The following is a 19,557-nucleotide window of genomic DNA, read 5'->3' on the forward strand; positions in this document are numbered from 1 at the left end:
CTGGCAGGCTGTGCGTCGTGACCTCCCCACTGCGCAGGACGTGGCCGCTCGCCGTGGTACTCGCCCTCTGCTGCGCCTGCGGCGCCGGTCCGAGCGTGCGTCCCGACGTCGCCGTCGCGCAGCGTCCGGGCGAGATGGCGGCCCAACCGGACGACACCGAGGTGGAGCCGCCGCCGCTCGAGATCCCCCGCACGGAGCTCGACTGGACCGACTGCACCCGGATCACGCTGGACACCCTCGGCCTCGGTCCGGGACCGGAGGGGCTGATCATCGAGTGCGCGCAGCTCGCCGCCCCCATCGACGCGGCCGCGACGATCCCCGGCACGTTCAGCCTCGGCGTGTCCCGGGCCAGGATCGGCAACACCCCGGTCGACGCCGGTCCCCTGGTCCTCACCTCGGGCTCGGACCGGTCCTCGACCGCCACCCTCGCCGCGCTGGCCGCGGGACCGATCACCGACCTGCTGGCCGCCCGGCCGGTGGTCGCGGTCGACCGCCGCGGGATCGGCACCTCGACCCTCATCGAGTGCATCGACTCCATCGAGTCCCCTGGCCTGCGCCAGGAGATGCTCGATCTCGGACAGTTCTCGCCGCCGGACGCCGACGGCGGAGACGCAGCGGACAAGGTGATGGCGCTCAGCCGCGACGCCACCGTCGCCTGCACCGACTTCCTGCAGCCGCAGGAACTGGCCTTCGACGCCGCGCACGCCGCCGACGACCTCGAGCAGCTGCGGACGGCCTGGGGCGTCGAGCGGTTGGGCCTGCTCGCCACCGGAAACGGTTCGGCGGTCGCGCTGGCCTATGCGACGAAACATCCGGACGGCCTGTCCCGGCTCGTGCTCGACGCCCCCGGCTCGGTCCGCGCCGATGCCGTGACCGCGGCCGAGTCCCGGGTGGCGGGGCAGGAGGCGGCGCTGGCCGCCTTCGCCCGGCAGTGTGCCGCGCTGGCCTGCTCGCTTGGTCCCGATCCCCGCTCCGCGGTGGCCGACCTGGTCCGCCGCGCGTCCGCAGGCGAACTCGCCCCGGTCTCGTCGAACGGGCTGCTGACCGCCCTCACCGGCTTCCTCGGCGCACCCCGCGGCGACCAGCAGGCGCGCGTCCGTGAGTTCGCGGACCTGCTGTCCGCGGCCGGTCGCGGCGACATCGGCCCGCTCGAGTCCCTCGTCGGACACACCGCGGCCGCCACCGACTCGGACGGCCAGTTCATCGCGCGCTGCTCCGACGGGCGCCAGTGGCCGACGCCGGGCCGCGTGCGCGAGCTGCGCGCCGCCTGGGCCGAGCAGTACCCGGTGTTCGGGCCCGACGCCGCGCTGGCGCTGCTGCTGTGCACGGCCTGGCCGACCACGCCGCCGCAGGACCTGCCCTCGAGCCTCGACGCCACCGTGCTGGTGCTCAGCGGCGTCGCGGACCCGATCGTGGGCAGCGCCGGGGCCGGCTCCGTCACCGGCACCGTCGCCGCCGCGGGCGCCGCCAACGCGACCGTCGCCTGGCTCGGTAGCGGGCACCCGGTGTCCACCCATTCGGGCTGCGGGCAGCTCGCGATCGCCGTGTACGCCCGTACCGGCGTGCTGCCCCCGGACGGCGGCGCCTGCCCCGGCTGAGGCGGCTCCGCGGAGTGTCACCCGAACGTCAGGGTGCCCGTCCGGTGTACCGTGCCACGGTGTTCCTTCGACAGCTCGAACCGCGCACCGGACGGACGACCGCTGAGGTCGTCAAGTTCGCGTTGTGGCCGATCGCCATCATGACGGTGCTGCATCGAGTGCTGGTCAAGGCGGTGAACGGGTTCCGGACCGACGACTTCGCGCCGGTATACAAGGCAGCGCTCGAGTTCCTCAACCACCGGCCGGTGTACACCGCGAACTTCAACTGGGTGGACCCGCACTACCTGTACCCACCCAGCGGCACCCTGCTGATCGCCCCGCTCGCGATCGTCGACCCGGAGCGCTCGCGCTGGCTGTTCATCCTGGTCAATGCGGCGGCCGTGATCATCGCCGGCTACCTGCTGCTGAAGATGTTCAACCTGGCGCTCGACTCCATCGCGGCGCCGATCCTGCTGTTCGCGATGTTCGCGACCGAGACGGTCACCAACACGCTGGTCTTCACCAACATCAACGGCCTCGTCCTGCTCGGCGAGGTGGCGTTCATGTTCCTGCTGCTGCGCAGGAAGGACGCGTGGTCCGGCGTCGCGCTCGGCCTCACGTTCGCCGTCAAACCGATCCTGGCCCCGCTGCTGCTGCTGCCGCTGGTGAGCAAGCAGTGGAAGGTCTTCGTCACCGCGGCAGGCATCCCGCTGATCCTCACCGCCGTCGCCTGGCCGCTGTCGGCCGATCCGATGGACTTCGTGCACCGCACACTGCCGTACCTGCTGGAGTCCCGCGACTACTTCAACAGCGCGATCGTCGGCAACGGCGCCTACTACGGCCTGCCGGACCTGCTGGTCCTGGGCATGCGCGCGATGTTCGCCGTGATGGTCCTCGTGTCGCTGTGGCTGCTGTACCGCTACTACCGGGACGACCAGCTGTTCTTCGTCACCACCGCCTCCGGCGTGCTGCTGACCGCGTCGTTCCTGCTGGGCTCGCTCGGCCAGATGTACTACTCGATGATGCTGTTCCCGCTGCTGATGAGCGTGGTGCTGCGGAACTCGGTGATGCGGAACTGGCCGGCCTGGCTGGCCGTCTACGGGTTCATGAGCTACGACAGCTGGCTGTCGGTGCGGTTCCCTGCCTCCGGCCGCGCCGCCGAATACATGAAGACCACCCTCGGCTGGAGCCTGCTGCTCGTGGTGATCTTCGCGGTGCTGCTCACCCGGTATCTCACCGCGAAGCGCGAGAACCGGTTGGACGGCGGCATCGACCCGGCGTTCCTGGTCGACGAGCGCGCGAAGGTCGAGCGGGCTGCTGTGACCGTCTGAGTACGGTGGACCCATGAGTTCCGAACCCGCCCCCCGCGTCCAGCTCACCGATGCGCAGTGGCGCGAGCGGCTGACCCCCGAGGAGTTCGCGGTGCTCCGGCAGGCCGGCACCGAACGCCCGGGCGTCGGCGAGTACACCGACACGACGACGGCGGGCGAGTACCACTGCCGGGCCTGCGACGCGCTGCTGTTCACCAGCACCGAGAAGTTCGAATCCCATTGCGGGTGGCCGTCCTTCTTCGACCCGGCCGACTCCGACGCGGTGATCCTGCGCCCGGACGTGTCGCTGGGCATGCGCCGCGTGGAAGTGGTGTGCGCGAACTGCCACAGCCACCTCGGCCACGTCTTCGAGGGCGAGGGCTACCCGACGCCGACCGATCAGCGGTACTGCATCAACTCGATCTCACTGCGGCTGACACCGACGGAGTAGCCGCCCGATCCGTCCTCATGACCGCGCTCGTCGTGGCCCCACTCGGATACTTCGAGTTCGACAGGACCGCCTGACGAGACCTCACTTCGGGGCGAACATCTTCTCGATGATCGTCTTGGCGATGGTGCTGGCCGGGTCCTGACCGTTGGCGCCGGGCGCCAGGTTCGCCCAGACGACGAGCGTCACGCCGCTCTCGGCGTCGGAACCCATGAACGAGTTGTAGCCGGGCAGTTCGCCGGTGTGGCCGTAGAGCGGGCCCAGCTTCGCGATCGCCCAGCCGTACTCGGGTCCGCCCGGCTTGCTCGGGTCGACCGGCTGCACGCTCGCGAGGCGGCGTGCCTGCATGTCGGCGTCGAGCACCTTGCCGTCGGCCAGGGCCTCCACCCAGGTCGCGAGGTCGTGCGCGGTGGAGATGCCCGATCCGGCCGACCATGCCCAGGACGGGTTGCCGTCGGTCACGTCTTTCGGCGCGAGGGTGCCTGCCGTCGCCGCGGCCTGCATGTCCGGCGGTATCGCGGGGTCGGTCAGCGTCAGCACGTTGTCACCGAACATGTAGCCGCGTGAGTACGGGGTGGGGATGGCGTTCGAGGTCAGCGCGGGGAATTCGGTGTGCGCCAGGCCGACCGGGGTGAACAGCCGGTCCCGGAAGATCTCCTGCAACGGCTTGCCGTCGAGTTGCTCGGCGATCAGGCCGAGCAGGACGAAGTTGGTGTTCGAGTAGTGGTAACCCTGCCCGGGCGGGAAATACGGCGGATGCGCGAATGCCAGCGACAGCAACTCCTCAGGCGCCCATACCTTTTGCGGGTCCTTGTCGAGGGCCTCGTTCAGCTCGAGGGTCTCGCTGTAGTTGAACAGCCCGCTGCGCATGTTCAGCAGCTGCTCGATCGTGATGCCGTCGCCGCCGGGGACGTCTGGCCTGTATTTCGAGACCGGGTCCTCGAGGGCGAGCCTGCCCTCCTGCACCAGTTGCAGGATCACCGTTCCCGTCCAGGTCTTGGTGTTCGAGCCGACCCGGACGTGGTCGTCGAGGGTGACCGGAGCACCGCCGCCGTGTTCGGTCGTGCCGTAGGTGACGGTCTGCTCACCCTCCGGCGTGCGCAGCAACACCACCGCGCCGGGCAGCAGGAACTCCTTGGCGGCCTCCTGCACGGTCGACTGCAGGGTCGCATCGTCGATCGCGGGGGCGGGCGCTCCTGGCGAGGCGGCCGCGGAGCTGGGACCCGAGTCCGACCCGGTGTCCGAGGAACAGGCACCGAGCAGCAGGGTCAGGGCGAATGCGGCGCCGGCCGCTCGAAGATGGCGTGGTCGACAGGTCACCGCACGACGGTCCATGCCCGGTCACGCTACTCCGCAGGTCCGGAGTGTCGCGGCGAAATCGAGACCGTCAGCGCAACCGCACCACCGGCGGGTCGTAGGCGCGGATCGGCGGCAGCTCGCCCTCGAACCGCTCCACCTGCACCAACACATGCTGGCCGGTGCATCCGCGCGCCAGGCTCGACGTGCCGACGTCGGCGGTGAGCACGTTCGGATTGCCGTGCACGCACAGGGAATTCGGGTCGGCGGGGTCGAGCGGGTCGTACCAGGCGCCGGTGGCGAGCTGCACCACGCCCGGCATCAGCCCGTCGTCGAGCACCGCCCCGGCCAGGCAGGCGCCGCGGTCGTTGAACACCCGCACCACGTCGCCGTCGGCGACCCCGCGTCCGGCGGCGTCGTCGGGGTGCAGCCGGATCGGTTCGCGGCCCCGCACTTTCGAGCCCTGGCTGGTCGCGCCGTGGTCGAGTTGGCTGTGCAGTCGGGTCTTCGGCTGGTTCGCGATCAGGTGCAGCGGGAACGTCTCGGCCCTGCGGCCGCCGAGCCATTCCTCCGGCTCGTACCAGGTGGGGTGGCCGGCGCAGTCGTGATAGCCGAAGCCGGCGATGTCGGCGGAGAAGATCTCGATCTTGCCGCTCGGGGTGCGCAACGCGTTGGCCACCGGATCGGCCCGGAAATCCTCGAAGAGGGTCAACTGGTCCTCGGTGCGCATCCGCACGTGACCGCGCCGCCAGAACTCGTCGAACTCGGGCGCCTCCCCGCCGTCGGCGAGAACGTACCCGCGCCACTGGCCGTAGAGGTGCTCGATCCATTGCCCTGCCGTGCGGCCCTCGGTGAAACGCTCCCCGAACCCGAGCCGGTGCGCGAGTGCGGAGAAGGTGTCGTAGTCGTCACGGGCGTCGGCGAATCTCGCTGTGGCGGCGTGCATCGCCACCATCAACGGGTCGTTGCGCGTGCAGGACAGGTCCTCGCGTTCGAGGGACGTCGTCGATGGAACGACGATGTCCGCGCGGCGAGCCATCGGCGTCCAGTACGGGTCGTGCACGACGATCGTGTCCGGCCGGGCCAGGGCGCGCTGCAGCCTGCCCAGATCCTGGTGATGATGGAACGGATTGCCGCCCGCCCAGTACACCAGGCGGATGTCGGGGAAGGTGCGGCGCTCGCCGTCGAAGTCGTACTCCTGCCCCGGATTCAGCAGCAGGTCCGAGATCGCGGCCACCGGAATGGAATCCGACACCGGATTCTGCCCCTGGAACAGGGTCGGTAACGGGTACGGCACCGGCGCCAGGCCTGGTTCGTTCATCGACCCGTACCCGTGCCCGAAACCGCCTCCGGGCAAACCGATCTGGCCGAGCATCGCGGCGAGGGTGATGCCGGCCCACGGCGCCTGTTCCCCGTGCCGGACCCGCTGCAGCGACCAGGTGACGGAGATCAGGGTGCGGCCCTTGGTCATCCGGCGGGCCAGGCCCGCGATGGTGTCCGCGGGCAGGCCGGACAGCGCCCCCGCCCACTCCGGGGTCTTCGCGACCCCGTCCGCCTTACCCAGCAGGTAGTCCTCGAACACCTCGTAGCCGGTGCAGTAGCGGTCCAGGAAGGCCCGGTCCGCGAGCCCCTCGTCGGCGAGGACATAGGCGCAGGCGAGCATGATCGCCACGTCCGTGCCTGGACGCGGCGCGAGCCGCTCGGCCTCACCGTGCAGGTCGTCGCGCAGCGGGCTGATCGAGACGACCTTGCCGCCGCGCGCCCGCAGCGCGTCGAGCGCGCCCCTGGTCGGGTGATCGCTGGTGCCGCCGTCGTTGACGGCGGTGTTCTTGAGCGGCACGCCGCCGAAGCACACCATCAGGTCCGTCTCGCGGGCGATGACCTCCCAGTTCGTGGAGCGCGCGAACATCTTCCAATGCGTGCCGACCACCCGCGGCATGATCACGCCTGTCGCGCCGAGCGAGTAGCTGTGTTCGGAACGGGTGTAGCCGCCGAGCATCTTCAGGAAGCGGTGCACCTGGCTCTGCGCATGATGGAAGCGGCCGGGCGAGGACCACCCGTAGGAGCCGCCGTAGATCGCGCGGTTGCCGTGCCGGTCGACGACGCGACGCAGTTCGGTGGCCAGCAGTTCGGTCAACTCGTCCCAGCCGACCGCGACGAATTCGTCGGCGCCGCGCGCATCGGACGGGCCGGGCCCGTTCTCGAGCCAGCCGCGCCGGACCGCGGGCCCGGTGATCCGCGAGCGGTGCCGCACCGAACCGACCGCGTTGGCCAGGATGGGCGAGGGGTCGGCGTCGCCGGAGAACGGGTGCACCGCGGTGACCTCGCCGCCCATGGTCTCGGCCTCGAACATCCCCCAGTGCGCCATCTGCTGGTGCCGCGTCGATCCCGAACTCATGGCGGCCAGTCTGCCACCGGTGGGGGGTCACTCGGCTCCCCCTCGGACGGTCACGGCCTGACCTCCAGGATTTGGTTGAACGGCGTCTCCGCGACCTTGGCGAAGCGGGTGAACCCGCCCTCGGTGACGACGTCCCGGATTCGGGCCGGACCTGCCTGGGTGCCGAGCGCCAGCCCGACCTCCTGCGAGAGCGACCCGGGGGTGCAGAGCAGGGTCGAGAACCCGTAGTAGACACGCCCGACCGGGTTGAGGTTGTCCTGCACGTGGTCGCCTGCCAGCGGCTCGACGATCATCCACGTGCCGGTGTCGGAGATGCTGTCGCGAACGTGCCGCGCCGCGCCCACCGGGTCGCCCATGTCGTGCAATGCGTCGAACGTCGTCACCAGCTCGAAGTCGGTTCCACCGAACGAATCCGCGGACGCCACGTCGAACCGCACCCGATCGCCGACACCGGCCGCCTGGGCTCGAGTGCGCGCCTCGTCGATGGAGGGGGCGTGGTAGTCGTGGCCGACGAATATCGAGTTCGGGAACGCCTGGGCCATGATGATCGTCGACGCGCCGTAACCGCAGCCGATGTCGGCCACCCGAATGCCTGCCTCGAGCTTCGCGACCACTCCGTCGAGCGCAGGCAACCACTCGTCGACCAGATGGGTGTTGTAGCCGGGCCGGAAGAAGCGCTCGCAGCCCTCGTGTACGTCGTGGTTGTGCTCGCCCCACCCGAACCCGGCCCCGCTGGGAGCCAGCTCGACGATCTTCGAAGAACTCTGCACCGTGCCGAGGGCGAGCTGAAAGAGTCCGGGCAGATACGCCGGGCTGGATTCGTCCGTGAACGCAACGACCTGCTCGGGCGGAAGCGTGTACTCCCCGGTGGCCGCGTCGTACTCGACGAGCGAGCCTGCCGCCTGGGCGTTGAGCCACTCGCGCGCGTACGGCACGGTGGTGCCGGTGTCGTCTGCGAGTCGGCGGGGCGTGGTCGGCCCGGACGCTGCCATGGCTCGGTAGTAGCCGAGCTTGTCGCCCATCACTACCAGAGCGGTGTTCAGAGTTGCCCCGACCTCGCCGACCGACCGGAAGACGAATGCCATCAGCTTGTCCAAGTCCACCTCTGCGGGCTGCTTCACATCGGTCATCGGAAATCACCCTCTCGTTGAGCGGAACCGGGGGTCCGGCTCACGTACTCGACGCTAGGCGGGAACACCTGCCCGGACATGGGGCGTTGACCCGATCTTCGGCGGGAGAGTTCCTTCGGTCAGGTCGGATCAGCCGTGACCCCACTCATGAGTCCGTGTTTGGACGCGAACAGGCTGGCCAGTGCACGATTGGAGACGCCGATCTTGGTGTAGATGTGCTCGACGTGCGCACCAACGGTCTTGCGGGAGATCACCAGCTCGTCAGCGATGTTCCGGTTCGAGAACCCCCTGGCCAACAGCTGGAGCACCTGCACCTCTCTCGCGGTGAGCCCCGCAGGCCAGGACTTCCGAACGGTGACGCGGTGGCCGGCAGCGCGCAGCACGGCGTCCACGGCGGCGCCGTCGAGCCGACCGGCGCGGACCTCGGCACGCAGATTCGTGGCCACCTGCGGGGCGTTTCCCGCGCGGCGGTGCGGACGTGGTTCGAGCCACGCGTGAAAGGTGTCGGCGGCGGCCAGGATTCGACCGGCCGGGCTCAACGCGTCCCCGACCAGTCCGCGCGGATACCCGGAACCGTCCAGCCGCTCGTGATGCTGCACCGCGATCTCCCCCAGCGGCGCGAGCGCACTGGAGAAGGCCAGCATCCGTTCGGTCAGGTACGGGTGCATCCGAACCCGTTCTGCCTCGACGTCGGTGAGCGGACCGGGCTTGTCCCAGATCGTGTTGGGGACACCGAGCCGCCCGAGGTCATGCACGAGGCCGGCCTTTCGGATGGTGTGCGACTCCGCCGCCGAGAGCCCGTAATGACGGGCTGCGGCCTCCGCGAGATCCGCGACCGCCCGCGAGTGGCCGATCGTGAACGGCGACTTGAGGTCGACGAAATCCGCGATCGACTCCAACGCCACCACGACCTCCGCGTCGGAGAGCCAGATGCCCGACGCGGGCTCCGCGGCGATCACCGCCTCCCAGCTGGTGGATCCGTCCAGCGAGACGAACAGCGCAGGCGCCTCCCGGCAGAACAGGTCCACCAGCTCCGGCGCGAACTGGGTTCCGCTTCGCTGACGGGCCACCGCGATCGCGGAATCGACGCCGCCTGCCCGATGGAAGACCTCCACGACATCGGCCAGGTTCACCAGCTGCGAGGTCGTCAGGATGTCGGCGCCCTTGGCGCCGTTGGGCACTCCCTTGCCGTCCCAGCGCTCGAAGGTCTGCGCCACGCTGTCGCGCACCGGAGCACCCAGGCCCAGACGTTCGGCGAGCTCGGCGGTGGCTCGCCAGTGGTTTCTGATCATCTGCTCGGCGTCACGCCTTCCGCCGCGAAGGGCGAAGTCGACGCAGAGGCCGGTTCGCTTCAGAACCGGCTGACCCGTACCGAGGTGGCGGAGCATGAACAACCGCTGGGATGCCGGACCGGCGAGGTCCACCTCCCGCGCGTCCGACTTCAGCGCCAGGTCGTCACCGAACCACTTGGCCTGCTCGTAGGCGTCGACGTGACAACCGACCCACGCGAGCATCGAGGCGTAGTAGACGACCAACTGCTCCGACTCGCTCAGTCCCATCCGCCCCGCCAGGCGCAGCGCGATCAGGCACTGCCGAAGCACATGCTCCATCGGCTGCCCCATACCGAGGTCGGTACCGAGGGACAGCACACCCAACAGTTCTGCCAGCCGAACACCTTCCGGTGCCCGTTCGGGAGCCACCCTGGCAGGCTACGCGCTGTCAGGACCTCAGGGCAGGGACGCGATGAGCTTGTCGACGTCGACGCGCGGTCCGGTGAAGAACGGGACCTCTTCACGCACGTGCATGCGGGCCTCGGTGGCGCGCAGGTCACGCATCAGGTCGACGATGCGGTCGAGCTCGGGGGCCTCGAAGGCGAGGATCCACTCGTAGTCGCCGAGCGCGAAGGCCGGGACCGTGTTGGCCCGCACGTCCGGGTAGCCGCGACCGGCCTTGCCGTGGTCGGCGAGCATCTTGCGACGATCCTCGTCGGGGAGCAGGTACCACTCGTACGACCGGACGAACGGGTACACGCAGATGTAGTTGCCCGGCTCCTCACCCGCGACGAAGGCGGGCAGGTGACTCTTGTTGAACTCGGCGGGACGGTGCAGCGCGACATTGCTCCACACCGGGTCGCTCGCGCGACCGAGGATCGTGGTGCGCCGGAAGTCGGCGTAGAGCTTCTGCAGATCCTCCAGCCGCTCCGCGTGCGTCCAGATCATGAAGTCCGCGTCGGCGCGCATCCCGGCGATGTCGTAGATGCCGCGGACGGTCGCGTCGGTCTCCTCGAAGGAGCCGAAGAACGCCTTCGCGTCGTCGATCGCCTTGGTGCGGTCCTCTTCGAGGACACCCGGCTGCACCTGGAACACGGAGAACATCGCGTACCGGAGCGTGGAATTGAGCTTGTCGTAATCGAGGCGTGCCATGGCTCTATCGTGCCATCTGTTCCGCGACCGTGGTCGCCGCCGTCGTCGCCGCGGCCACGCACGCCGGTACGCCGACTCCGTGCAGCAGCGCCCCGGCGACGGCGAGCCCGGGCAGCGCGGCGACCGAGTCCTCGATGACCTGCACCCGATCGAGGTGGCCTGGCCCGTACTGGGGCAGCCCGCCGTGCCAGCGCTGCACGACCGCATCCACCGGATCGACGCGCAGTCCGGTGACCGTCTCGAGGTCCCCGCACGCGGTCGCGACGAGTTCCGCATCGGGAGCGTCGACGATGTCGGCGTCGCCGAACCGCCCGAAGGACGCCCGCAGCAACGCCCCGCCGCGCTCGGCGAGATGTGGCCACTTGCGACTCGACAGCGTGAATGCCTTGGCGCGCACGGCTTCCCCGGTTGCGACGAGGATGCCGGAATTCTCCGGCAGCGGCGTGCCATCGGCGAGCGCGAGCGCGACCACCACCGACGAGGCCAAGGGGATCCGGCCGGCCGCGGCACTCGCCTCCGGCGCGACGCCGGACAGCAGCGCGGCGAGCGACGGCGCCGGCACGGCCAGGACCACGCCGTCGACCTGGCCGACCGGATCGATCCACCAGCCCTCGCCCGACCGGCGCAGCCCCGACGCGTCGGCGCGCAGCACGGTCGCCCCGGCCCGTGCCGTCAGCGCGTCGAGCAGCACGCCGTAGCCGTCACGCAGGCCGCCGAACACCGGGCCCGGCCTCGGCTCGGGCAGCGCAAGGGCGACCGCGGCGGACAGACTGGCCGCACCCCGGTCCAGCGCCGCGGCCAGGGTCGGCAGCGCGGCGCGCACGCCGATCGAATCCGACAGTCCCGAGTACACCCCGCCGAGCAGCGGGTCAACCGAGCGACGCACCACCTGTTCGCCGAACCGCGATCCGACCAGGGTCGCGACGTCGGTGTCGGAGCCGGGCCGCCAGTCCATCGCCACCGTCGACTCCGCGTCGATCCGGGCCAGGGTCGCGTCGTCGACCAGTCGTGAGACCGACGCAGACCCGGCGGGGATGCCCATCAGCGTGCCGCCCGGCAGCGGGTGCAGCGCGTGCCCGGACCAGATCAGCGGGCGGACACCGGCGGGGGCGACCAGCTGATCGGCCAGGCCGAGCTCGGCGAGCAACGCGGGCACCTCGGGCCGCCTGGCGATGAAGGCCTCCGCGCCGACGTCGACGGCGCCGCCCGCCAGCTCGGTGGTGCGCAGCTTGCCTCCGAGCCGCCCGGACGCCTCGACCACCGTGATGGTGGCGTCGGGTCCGAGGCGTTGCCGCAGCCGGTACGCGGCGACCAGCCCCGAGATGCCCCCACCGACGACGGCGACCGAGCTCACAGCGAGTGCACCAGCTCCACCGCCGCGGTCAGCACGCCCGGATCGGTGTCCGGGAGCACCCCGTGACCGAGGTTGAAGATGTGGCCGATCGCACCGGCGGCGAGCGCCCGGTCGCCCTCGGCGGCGATCCTGCGGACCTCGCGCTCGACGGCGTCCCAGCCGGCGAACAGCACCGCGGGGTCGAGGTTGCCCTGCAACGCCTTGCCGGGCCCGACGCGGCGGGCGGCCTCGTCGAGCGGGATCCGCCAGTCGACGCCGACCACGTCGGCGCCCGCCTCGCCCATGGCTCCGAGCAGTTCGCCGGTGCCGACACCGAAGTGGATGCGCGGCACCCCCGCCTCGGCGACCTCTGCGAAGACCCGCTCCGAGTGCGGCAGCACGAACGTGCGGTACTCCGCCAGCGACAGCGCGCCCGCCCAGGAATCGAACAGCTGCACGGCGTCGACGCCTGCGTGCAGCTGCGCCTTGAGGAAGGTGATGGTGGTGTCCGCGAGCGATCCGAGCAGCGCGTGCCAGGTCTGCGGATCCGAGTGCATCAGCGCCTTGGTGCGCTCGTGGTTACGGCTGGGGCCGCCCTCGACCAGGTAGGAGGCCAGGGTGAACGGCGCCCCCGCGAACCCGATCAGCGGGGTGTCGCCCAGTTCCCTGGTGAGCAGCGAGATCGCCGCGGTGACCGCGCCGACCTCCTCGGTGCGCAGCCGCGGCAGGGCGGCGACGTCGGCCGCGGAGTGGATCGGGTTGGCCACCACCGGACCGGTTCCCGCCACGATGTCCAGGTCGATGCCTGCCGCCTTGAGCGGAACGACGATGTCGGAGAACAGGATCGCCGCGTCCACCCCGTGCCTGCGCACCGGCTGCATGGTGATCTCGCAGACCAGTTCGGGGTTGAAGCAGGATTCGAGCATCCCGATCCCGGCCCGGATCTCGCGGTACTCGGGCAGCGATCGGCCGGCCTGCCGCATGAACCACACCGGCCGGTGTGCCGGTGTGCGTCCGGTCGCGGCCGCCAGCAGCGGTGCCTGCGGGAGCAGCCGCCGGTACGGGTACTGCGCGCCGGTGGTCATGGCCGCATTCGTGTCTTCCAGGTCGCTCATATGTCCCAACGCTCGTCGCCCGCCAAGTTCCTTCCCCGGTCATGCTGCCAGATCCGCGACCGGGAACCCGTCCGGGCAACTCATGCCCCGATCTGGCCGGCAATCCGGTGCTCGAGCTGTGCTCGTGCGCCTGCCGGAATCACGATCAGCCCGTCGAGGTCCTGGCGCGCCTTCCCGTACGCGCTCTGCCGCTCTTCCGGCGTGGCCGCGTCGTCCATGGCCAGCCGCAGCAGCCGCTGGGCACGCACCAGCCGCTCCTGCTCGCGAGCGGTGAATCCGCTGCGACGCCGTCGCTTCGCCTCCGCTTCGCAGACATCGAAAGCAATCGCGTAGGCGTGCACGGCGTCGCGGTACTCGACCTGTGCCCCGTGGTTGCCCACCATGGATTCGGGGTCCTCCGGCCTGAGCAGGTCCGCCCGCCGCTTCGCCTTGTGGAAATCGACCGTCAGGGGTTCGCGCATGTCGGTCATCATCGGGAAGTCGAGCAACGTCACGAGGCTCAACTCGTACCCGAACCAACGCGCATCGGTCTGGTCGTGCTCGTCGACGATCTTGGCGATGTCGCGTCGCTGGGTCTGCTCGTCGGTGTGGTTCTGCGCCTTGGCTCGAGCGACTTCGATCTTGGTCTGCTGCTTCAGCCGGTAGCGCTCCAGTCGCCGATCGGCGCGTCGCTGATTGGCCGCGCCGACCGCTTTCACCGCCCCACCGATGCTCCCGCCGAAGACGAAGAGCAACCACCAGTAGTGCGAGAGAAACTCCAGGATCTGGTCCACACACTTCATGATGCCTGGGGTGAGACCAACGCGCGAAGAAGTAGTGGCCGGAGCCGATGCCCCTAGAACCGGCGCGCCTCCACCGGCGACCATCGGCGCCGGTCTACCGTCCGCACTGTGACCACGTCGGGATCCCCTGCCGAGCCTGCTCAGTTTCGCACCGCCATAGATGCGATGCAGACCGCCTCGGTTCACCCGCAGATCGAGGTCGGCCCGATCCGGCCGCCCCAGCGGTTGGCGCCGTTCAGCTACGCGCTCGGCGCCGAGGTCCGACATCCCGAGGCCGACATCGTGGCCGAACAGTCCGAGGGCGACGCCTTCGGACGGCTGATCCTGCTGTACGACCCCGACGGCGACGAGGCCTGGAACGGCACCATGCGCCTGGTCGCCTACATCCAGGCCGACCTCGACGCCGATCTCGCCGCGGACCCGCTGCTGCCGGAGGTCGCCTGGAGCTGGCTGGTCGACGCGCTCGAGGCCCGCGGGGAGCCGATGACCGCGCTCGGCGGGACCGTGACCGCGACCAGTTCGGTGCGGTACGGCGACATCGCGGGACCACCGCACGCGCACCAGCTCGAGCTGCGCGCCTCCTGGACCGCGACCTCCCTCGAGCTCGGATCGCATGTGGAGGCGTTCTGCGAGGTGCTCGCCTACGCGGCGGGCCTGCCCCCAGTGGGTGTCACCCAGCTCGGGAGTCCGTCGAAGGGCTGAACTCGGTACGTGGGCGCTCCGCGGGCTCTGCGCCGGAGGCCGCACTCGCCCGGACGGACTCGAGGAAGGCCCCGATCGCGCGGATCACCTGGTCGGTTCGGATCGAGTGGAAGATGTCGAAAGCATGTTGCGCGCCGCGCAGTTCGGCGTAGCCCACCGGATTCGACGAGACCTCCCGAAGTCTCCGCACGAACTCCCTGGCCTCCGTCACCGGCAGCAGCGAGTCGTTCGATCCGTGCACGACCAGGAACGGCGGCGCGTCGGCACGCAGCTTTGCCAGCGGCGACGCGGCCAGGTAGTCCTCGGGGAAACGCGCACCCTTGCCGAGGATCATCTCGCTGATCTTGGATTCGACCCGGGCGCGGACCTCCCTGATCCCGGTCTCGGCGGCGAAGTCGTACGCGCCGTACATCGGCACACCGGCCGCGACCGAGGTGTCCACGTCCTCGAAGCCGGGCTGGAGCCCGGGGTCGTTTGCGGTGAGCGCCACCATCGCCGCGAGGTGGCCGCCCGCCGATCCGCCGGTGACCGCGAGGAAGTCGGGGTCGCCGCCGAAGCGCCCGCCGTTCTCCTTCAGCCAGCCGACGGCACGCTTGATCGCGATCAGGTGCGCGGGCCAGGTGGCCTTCGGTGAGAGCGGATAGTTCACGGCCGCGCACACCCAGCCGCGCGAGGCCAGGTCCACCATCAGCGGCAGGCCCTGGTGGTCCTTGCTGCCGACGACCCAGCCGCCGCCGTGGATCTGGAGCAGCATCGGGGCATTCGGCGGCGTGTCGCGGTGGTGGTAGATGTCCACCCGGAATCGAGCACCGCCTGGCGCGTACTCGAGGTTGCTGACCCTGACGACATCGTCGCGGCGCATCCGGAACGGCCGCGCGCTCGAACGCCAGTCGATCGGGCTGCCCGCACCGGGATCGTCCACGCCGATCTCGCGCAGCGCGTCGGCCATCTCGCGACCCGCCCGGCGGGAGGAGACCATCGTCGCCGTCAGGCCTGCCGCGGACAGCGCCGCGAGGGCGAGACCGGCCCGGTCGGTGCGGGTGGAGGCGCCGTGGCGCCCCAGGTGGACGGCGGCGTCGAGGACGGTCGCGCCGAGCTGCTGGGGCGCGAGTTCCGACGTCAGCCAGCCCGCGAAGAAGGCGGGCACGGACGCCCACATGCCGGGAACGGGCCGCAGCGCGTTCGCCGTCAGCGCCGCGTTCACCGCCTGCCTGAGCAGGAATCTGCTTGTCACGTGGCCTCCGTCACTAGATTCGGGTTACTCGACAGTAAATCTAGAACACGTTCTAAAGTTGCGCCATGGAGAGACTAAGCGGTCTTGATTCAACGTTCCTGTACCTCGAAACTCCTACCCAGCTGTTGCACGTCTGCGGGCTGATAATGCTCGACGTCTCCACCATCCCGGGCGGCTACGACTTCGAGTCCTTCAAGTCCGAACTCGCCGCACGCGTACGGGGCATGCCCGGGTTCCGCCGGAAGCTGCACGATTCGATCCTGAATCTCGACCATCCGGCGTGGGTCGAGGACAGCACGTTCGACATCGACCGGCACCTGCATCGCATCGCGGTGCCCGCCCCCGGCGGCCGGAAGGAGCTCGCCGACCTCTGCGGGCACATTGCCAGTCAGCAGATGGACCGCACGATCCCGCTGTGGGAGATGTGGGTGATCGAGGGCGTCGAGGACGGTTCGGTCGCCGTCATGTCGAAGATGCACCACGCGAACGTCGACGGCGTCACCGGCGCGGGCATGATGTCCCAGCTGTGCGGCCTGACGCCCGATGCCCCGCGGCCCGAGCCGGACCAGGACCAACGCGAGGTCGGCGGCGCGAACACACTGGACCTGGCGGTCGGCGGCCTGATCGGATTCGTCAGCCGGCCCCTGAAGTTGGTCCAGATGCTGCCGAGCAGTGTCGCGATGCTACCCAGGTGGATTCAGCGAGCCCGCCGCGGCGAGGCGATGCCCGCGCCGTTCTCGGCGCCGCGCACCTCGCTCAACGGCGCCATCACCGGTCACCGCAACCTCGCCTACGCGCAGCTCGACCTCGCGAAGGTCAAGCTGGTCAAGAATGCCTTCGGCATCAAGGTCAACGACGTGGTGCTGGCGCTGGTCGGCGGGGCGCTGCGGCAGTATCTCGCCGACCGCGACGAACTGCCCGAGTCCTCGCTTGTCGCAATGGTTCCCGTCTCGGTGCACGACACCTCCGACCGGCCGGGCACCAACCAGATCTCGGGCATGTTCACTCAACTGGGCACCCAGATCGCGGACCCGGTCGAGCGGCTCGCCCAGTCCAACGCGCACAACACGATGGTCAAGTCGCACAACGCCACCCTCAGCGCGAGCCTGCTTCAGGATCTGTCCCAGTTCGCGGCGCCGTCGGCCTTCGGTCCGGCGATGCGGGCCTACGGGTCACTGAAACTGGCCGAGCGCCATCCTGTGGTGCACAACCTCGTCGTGTCCAACGTGCCAGGACCGCCGGTGCCGCTGTACTTCCTCGGCGCCCATATCACCGCGATGTACCCGCTCGGCCCGATCTTCCACGGCGCCGGACTGAACGTCACGGTGATGTCCCTGGACGATCAGCTCAACGTGGGCCTGATGTCCTGCCGCGAACTCGCCCCCGAGCTGTGGGATCTCGCCGATGCCTTCGGCCCGGCACTCGAGGAACTGGTCAAGGCCGCACGCGCGAAATCACGGAAGCGCACGCGGGCAGCAGCCCAGAAATGAACGTGTCCGCCTCCAGTACGCAGGAGGCGTGTCCGCATTCCACCTCGTAGGTCGATGCGCCTGCAATCTGCCGTGCCATCCAGCGCTGCCTGCGTGGCGGAATGATCTGATCCCGTGCGGTGACCACGACCGCGGTCGGGAGGCTGAGGTCGGCGATCCACGACGACGAGTCGAACTTGCCGACCTCGGCCACCGCGCGTCCGACCGCGCCTGGCGCTGTGCTGCGGAACTGGCTCAGCGCCCACGCGCGGTCGCGACCGTCGGACCCGCCACGGTCGCGGTCGCGGTCGCCGGGCACCGGCCCCGCACCGGGCTTGAGCGTGCCCATCGACGCGTTGAGCAGTTCCAGGGCGAGCCGCTCACGGGGCGTGCGCTTGAAAGCCGTGGTCCCCGCGCACAGCACCATGCCCGCGACCCGGTCGGGGTGCGCGCGGGCGGCGAGCTGGGCGACCAGCGACCCCATCGAGTACCCGACCACGACGAACCGATCCAGTTCCAGCACGTCGGCGAGCGCAGCGACGTCGTCCGCGCAGTCCTCGAGGGTGAAGCGCTCCGAGCGGATACCGCGGCCGTGCCAGCGCTGGTCGAGGACCACCACCCGCATCTTGCTGGCGAGCCGTTCGATGGCCGGGTACCAGGTGAGCGCGCCCGTGCAGGCGAGCGCATGCAGCAGGATCACCGTCGGCGCGCTCGTGCCCGCGCTGCCCGGTGCGGAGGGTGGCCCGGTGTCGATGACGTAGGTACTCCCCCTGCCGGGCAGTTCCACCATCGAACCGGCGGGTACCTCGCCGACCGTCGCGAGCCTCATCGCGGATCACCTCCCTGTCCCGTGCGAACCAAAACTGAAACTTGTTCCACAGTATCCGAGCCGTCTGCGTGCGCAAACACTGCTGAACATTCGTCCAACTAGCTGCATGGCGCGCCTGCCGCCTCGTGGTCCGACCGCCCCATCCGACCGCGCCGTAAAGTCACTGTTCATGTCCGATGCCAGCGACCAGGCCCCCGAGCGCACCGCCGTGCCGCTCCTGACCCCCGCCGACGGGCTTCCCGAGCTCGTCGACTCGACCCGGTTGCTGGCCGCGGCCGTGGACCGGCTCGCCGGGGGCACCGGGCCGCTCGCGGTCGACGCCGAGCGGGCCTCCGGATTCCGGTACTCGAACCGCGCGTACCTGCTGCAGTTCCGGCGGGCGGGCGCGGGCACCGTCCTGATCGACCCCATCCCGATCTCGGGCGACCTGGCCCCGCTGGCCGAGGTGATCAATCCGCTCGAGTGGGTACTGCACTCGGCTGACCAGGACCTGCCAGGGCTCGACGAGCTCGGCATGCGCCCCGCCGCGCTCTACGACACCGAGCTCGCGGGCCGGCTGGCCGGATACGAGCGGGTGGGGCTGGCCGCGATCGTCGAGAGCAAGCTCGGCTTCGGACTGAAGAAGGGGCACGGCGCGGACGACTGGTCCAACCGCCCGCTGCCGGAAACCTGGCTGAACTATGCGGCCCTCGACGTCGAGGTGCTCCTGGAACTGCGCGAGGCCGTCGCCGAAGACCTCGAGTCACAGGGCAAGACCGACTGGGCCGCACAGGAATTCGAGCACGTCCGACTCGCGGGACCGCCGAAGCCCAAGCCCGACCGCTGGCGCCGCACGTCGCAGATCCACTCACTCAAGTCCGCCCGCCAACTGGCCGCGGTCCGCGAACTGTGGACCGCCAGGGACGACTTGGCGCGCAAGCGGGACGTCGCGCCCGGCCGGGTCCTGCCCGACTCGGCGATCATCGCGGCGGCGTCCGCCGACCCCAGGACCATCGATGCCCTGCGGGCACTGCCGGTGTTCGGCGGCCCTCGCCAGCGTCGATCGTCGGAGCTGTGGATGCAGGCACTCGAGCGGGCCAGGGCACTGCCGACCGAGGACCTGCCCCCGGTGACCCAGCCCTTCACCGGTCCCCCGCCGATCAACCGCTGGTCCCGCCGCAACCCGGAGGCCGCCGACCGGCTCACCGCGGCGCGTGCGGCCATCACCGAACTCTCCGAGCGGGTGCGGGTGCCGGTCGAGAACCTGCTCACACCGGAACTCGTCCGGAGGCTGTGCTGGGACTTCGACCCAGCCGAACACCCCGGCACGCCCGCGCAGGTGACCACGGAGATCGACGAGATCCTGGCGTCCGGCCGCGCAAGGCGATGGCAGCGCGAGTTGACCGCACCCCTGCTCGCGGGGGCACTGCACTCGGCCCCCTCCCATGTTACTGGCGAGTAATACGCGCTAGAGTGGACAGCGCCGGGCGCCCCAGTCCGGCCGTTCGTCCACTCCAGCCAGGAGGAATCCA

16 protein-coding genes are annotated in these 19,557 nt (G+C 70.1%); 6 read left to right on the forward strand and 10 right to left on the reverse strand.

Annotation, left to right across the window (positions count from 1 at the left end; all coding sequences use genetic code 11):
• Positions 1-17 precede the first annotated feature (17 nt).
• From ACFXMV_RS07350 to msrB, 3 genes are read left to right on the forward strand one after another with little or no spacing between them, the layout of a single operon-like run.
• Positions 18-1,598, forward strand: coding sequence for an alpha/beta hydrolase (locus ACFXMV_RS07350; protein ID WP_378500689.1), 1,581 nt, complete (start codon positions 18-20; stop codon positions 1,596-1,598).
• Between the two features lie 44 nt (positions 1,599-1,642).
• The gene (locus ACFXMV_RS07355; protein ID WP_378500688.1) at positions 1,643-2,908 is read left to right on the forward strand and encodes a glycosyltransferase family 87 protein; all 1,266 of its coding nucleotides are present in this window, start codon (positions 1,643-1,645) and stop codon (positions 2,906-2,908) included.
• A gap of 13 nt (positions 2,909-2,921) precedes the next feature.
• Positions 2,922-3,338, forward strand: a complete 417-nt coding sequence (gene msrB / locus ACFXMV_RS07360) for a peptide-methionine (R)-S-oxide reductase MsrB (protein ID WP_378500687.1) — start codon at positions 2,922-2,924, stop codon at positions 3,336-3,338.
• Between the two features lie 81 nt (positions 3,339-3,419).
• Here msrB and ACFXMV_RS07365 read toward each other — a convergent pair whose 3' ends face one another.
• The 8 genes from ACFXMV_RS07365 to ACFXMV_RS07400 all read right to left on the reverse strand — a co-directional run bounded on the left by ACFXMV_RS07365 (position 3,420) and on the right by ACFXMV_RS07400 (position 13,812).
• Entirely contained in the window at positions 3,420-4,670 is a 1,251-nt protein-coding gene (locus ACFXMV_RS07365) for a serine hydrolase domain-containing protein (RefSeq protein ID WP_378500686.1), read from the reverse strand.
• 52 nt (positions 4,671-4,722) lie between these two features.
• The gene (locus ACFXMV_RS07370; protein WP_378502866.1) at positions 4,723-6,999 is read right to left on the reverse strand and encodes a molybdopterin-dependent oxidoreductase; all 2,277 of its coding nucleotides are present in this window, start codon (positions 6,997-6,999) and stop codon (positions 4,723-4,725) included.
• Positions 7,000-7,079: 80 nt separating this feature from the next.
• Positions 7,080-8,159, reverse strand: a complete 1,080-nt coding sequence (locus tag ACFXMV_RS07375) for a class I SAM-dependent methyltransferase (protein ID WP_378501262.1) — start codon at positions 8,157-8,159, stop codon at positions 7,080-7,082.
• A 119-nt stretch (positions 8,160-8,278) separates the two neighbouring features.
• Positions 8,279-9,859, reverse strand: coding sequence for an HD domain-containing phosphohydrolase (locus ACFXMV_RS07380; protein ID WP_378501261.1), 1,581 nt, complete (start codon positions 9,857-9,859; stop codon positions 8,279-8,281).
• A gap of 27 nt (positions 9,860-9,886) precedes the next feature.
• Entirely contained in the window at positions 9,887-10,582 is a 696-nt protein-coding gene (gene hemQ / locus ACFXMV_RS07385; RefSeq protein WP_378501260.1) for a hydrogen peroxide-dependent heme synthase, read from the reverse strand.
• Positions 10,583-10,586: 4 nt separating this feature from the next.
• The gene (locus tag ACFXMV_RS07390) at positions 10,587-11,936 is read right to left on the reverse strand and encodes a protoporphyrinogen oxidase (protein WP_378502811.1); all 1,350 of its coding nucleotides are present in this window, start codon (positions 11,934-11,936) and stop codon (positions 10,587-10,589) included.
• Positions 11,933-13,030 carry a uroporphyrinogen decarboxylase gene (gene hemE, locus ACFXMV_RS07395; protein ID WP_378499584.1) on the reverse strand — a complete coding sequence of 366 codons (1,098 nt, stop codon included), beginning with the start codon at positions 13,028-13,030 and terminating at the stop codon, positions 11,933-11,935. The genes ACFXMV_RS07390 and hemE overlap by 4 nt, the downstream gene beginning before the upstream one ends.
• A gap of 80 nt (positions 13,031-13,110) precedes the next feature.
• Entirely contained in the window at positions 13,111-13,812 is a 702-nt protein-coding gene (locus ACFXMV_RS07400) for a hypothetical protein (RefSeq protein WP_378499585.1), read from the reverse strand.
• Positions 13,813-13,920: 108 nt separating this feature from the next.
• On the opposite strand from ACFXMV_RS07400, the gene ACFXMV_RS07405 reads away from it, so the two are divergent.
• Positions 13,921-14,514, forward strand: coding sequence for a DUF3000 domain-containing protein (locus ACFXMV_RS07405; protein ID WP_378499586.1), 594 nt, complete (start codon positions 13,921-13,923; stop codon positions 14,512-14,514).
• On the opposite strand, the gene ACFXMV_RS07410 is transcribed toward ACFXMV_RS07405, so the two are convergent.
• Entirely contained in the window at positions 14,483-15,748 is a 1,266-nt protein-coding gene (locus ACFXMV_RS07410; RefSeq protein WP_378502812.1) for an alpha/beta hydrolase, read from the reverse strand. The two genes, ACFXMV_RS07405 and ACFXMV_RS07410, sit on opposite strands and share 32 nt — an antisense overlap.
• A 65-nt stretch (positions 15,749-15,813) precedes the next feature.
• On the opposite strand from ACFXMV_RS07410, the gene ACFXMV_RS07415 reads away from it, so the two are divergent.
• Positions 15,814-17,238 carry a wax ester/triacylglycerol synthase family O-acyltransferase gene (locus ACFXMV_RS07415; RefSeq protein WP_378499588.1) on the forward strand — a complete coding sequence of 475 codons (1,425 nt, stop codon included), beginning with the start codon at positions 15,814-15,816 and terminating at the stop codon, positions 17,236-17,238.
• Here ACFXMV_RS07415 and ACFXMV_RS07420 read toward each other — a convergent pair.
• Complete coding sequence (locus ACFXMV_RS07420) at positions 17,183-18,046, reverse strand: alpha/beta fold hydrolase (RefSeq protein WP_378499589.1); 864 nt, start codon at positions 18,044-18,046, stop codon at positions 17,183-17,185. The two genes, ACFXMV_RS07415 and ACFXMV_RS07420, sit on opposite strands and share 56 nt — an antisense overlap.
• Before the next feature lie 169 nt (positions 18,047-18,215).
• Here ACFXMV_RS07420 and ACFXMV_RS07425 point away from each other — a divergent pair, with 169 nt between their 5' ends.
• Positions 18,216-19,487 carry an HRDC domain-containing protein gene (locus tag ACFXMV_RS07425; RefSeq protein WP_378499590.1) on the forward strand — a complete coding sequence of 424 codons (1,272 nt, stop codon included), beginning with the start codon at positions 18,216-18,218 and terminating at the stop codon, positions 19,485-19,487.
• Positions 19,488-19,557 lie beyond the last annotated feature (70 nt).

The sequence above is a fragment of the Rhodococcus sp. NPDC059179 genome, assembly GCF_042754885.1.
Taxonomy (GTDB): Bacteria; Actinomycetota; Actinomycetes; order Mycobacteriales; family Mycobacteriaceae; genus Rhodococcus_G.

Excerpts from the sequence above, each read along its gene's own strand:
- hemE (WP_378499584.1), bottom strand. The coding sequence starts at position 13,030 with ATGAGCGACCTGGAAGACACGAATGCGGCCATGACCACCGGCGCGCAG.
- ACFXMV_RS07370 (WP_378502866.1), bottom strand. The coding sequence starts at position 6,999 with ATGGCGCACTGGGGGATGTTCGAGGCCGAGACCATGGGCGGCGAGGTC.
- ACFXMV_RS07420 (WP_378499589.1), bottom strand. The coding sequence starts at position 18,046 with ATGAGGCTCGCGACGGTCGGCGAGGTACCCGCCGGTTCGATGGTGGAA.
- ACFXMV_RS07400 (WP_378499585.1), bottom strand. The coding sequence starts at position 13,812 with ATGAAGTGTGTGGACCAGATCCTGGAGTTTCTCTCGCACTACTGGTGG.
- ACFXMV_RS07365 (WP_378500686.1), bottom strand. The coding sequence starts at position 4,670 with ATGGACCGTCGTGCGGTGACCTGTCGACCACGCCATCTTCGAGCGGCC.
- ACFXMV_RS07415 (WP_378499588.1), top strand. The coding sequence starts at position 15,814 with ATGGAGAGACTAAGCGGTCTTGATTCAACGTTCCTGTACCTCGAAACT.
- msrB (WP_378500687.1), top strand. The coding sequence starts at position 2,922 with ATGAGTTCCGAACCCGCCCCCCGCGTCCAGCTCACCGATGCGCAGTGG.
- hemQ (WP_378501260.1), bottom strand. The coding sequence starts at position 10,582 with ATGGCACGCCTCGATTACGACAAGCTCAATTCCACGCTCCGGTACGCG.
- ACFXMV_RS07375 (WP_378501262.1), bottom strand. The coding sequence starts at position 8,159 with ATGACCGATGTGAAGCAGCCCGCAGAGGTGGACTTGGACAAGCTGATG.
- ACFXMV_RS07425 (WP_378499590.1), top strand. The coding sequence starts at position 18,216 with ATGTCCGATGCCAGCGACCAGGCCCCCGAGCGCACCGCCGTGCCGCTC.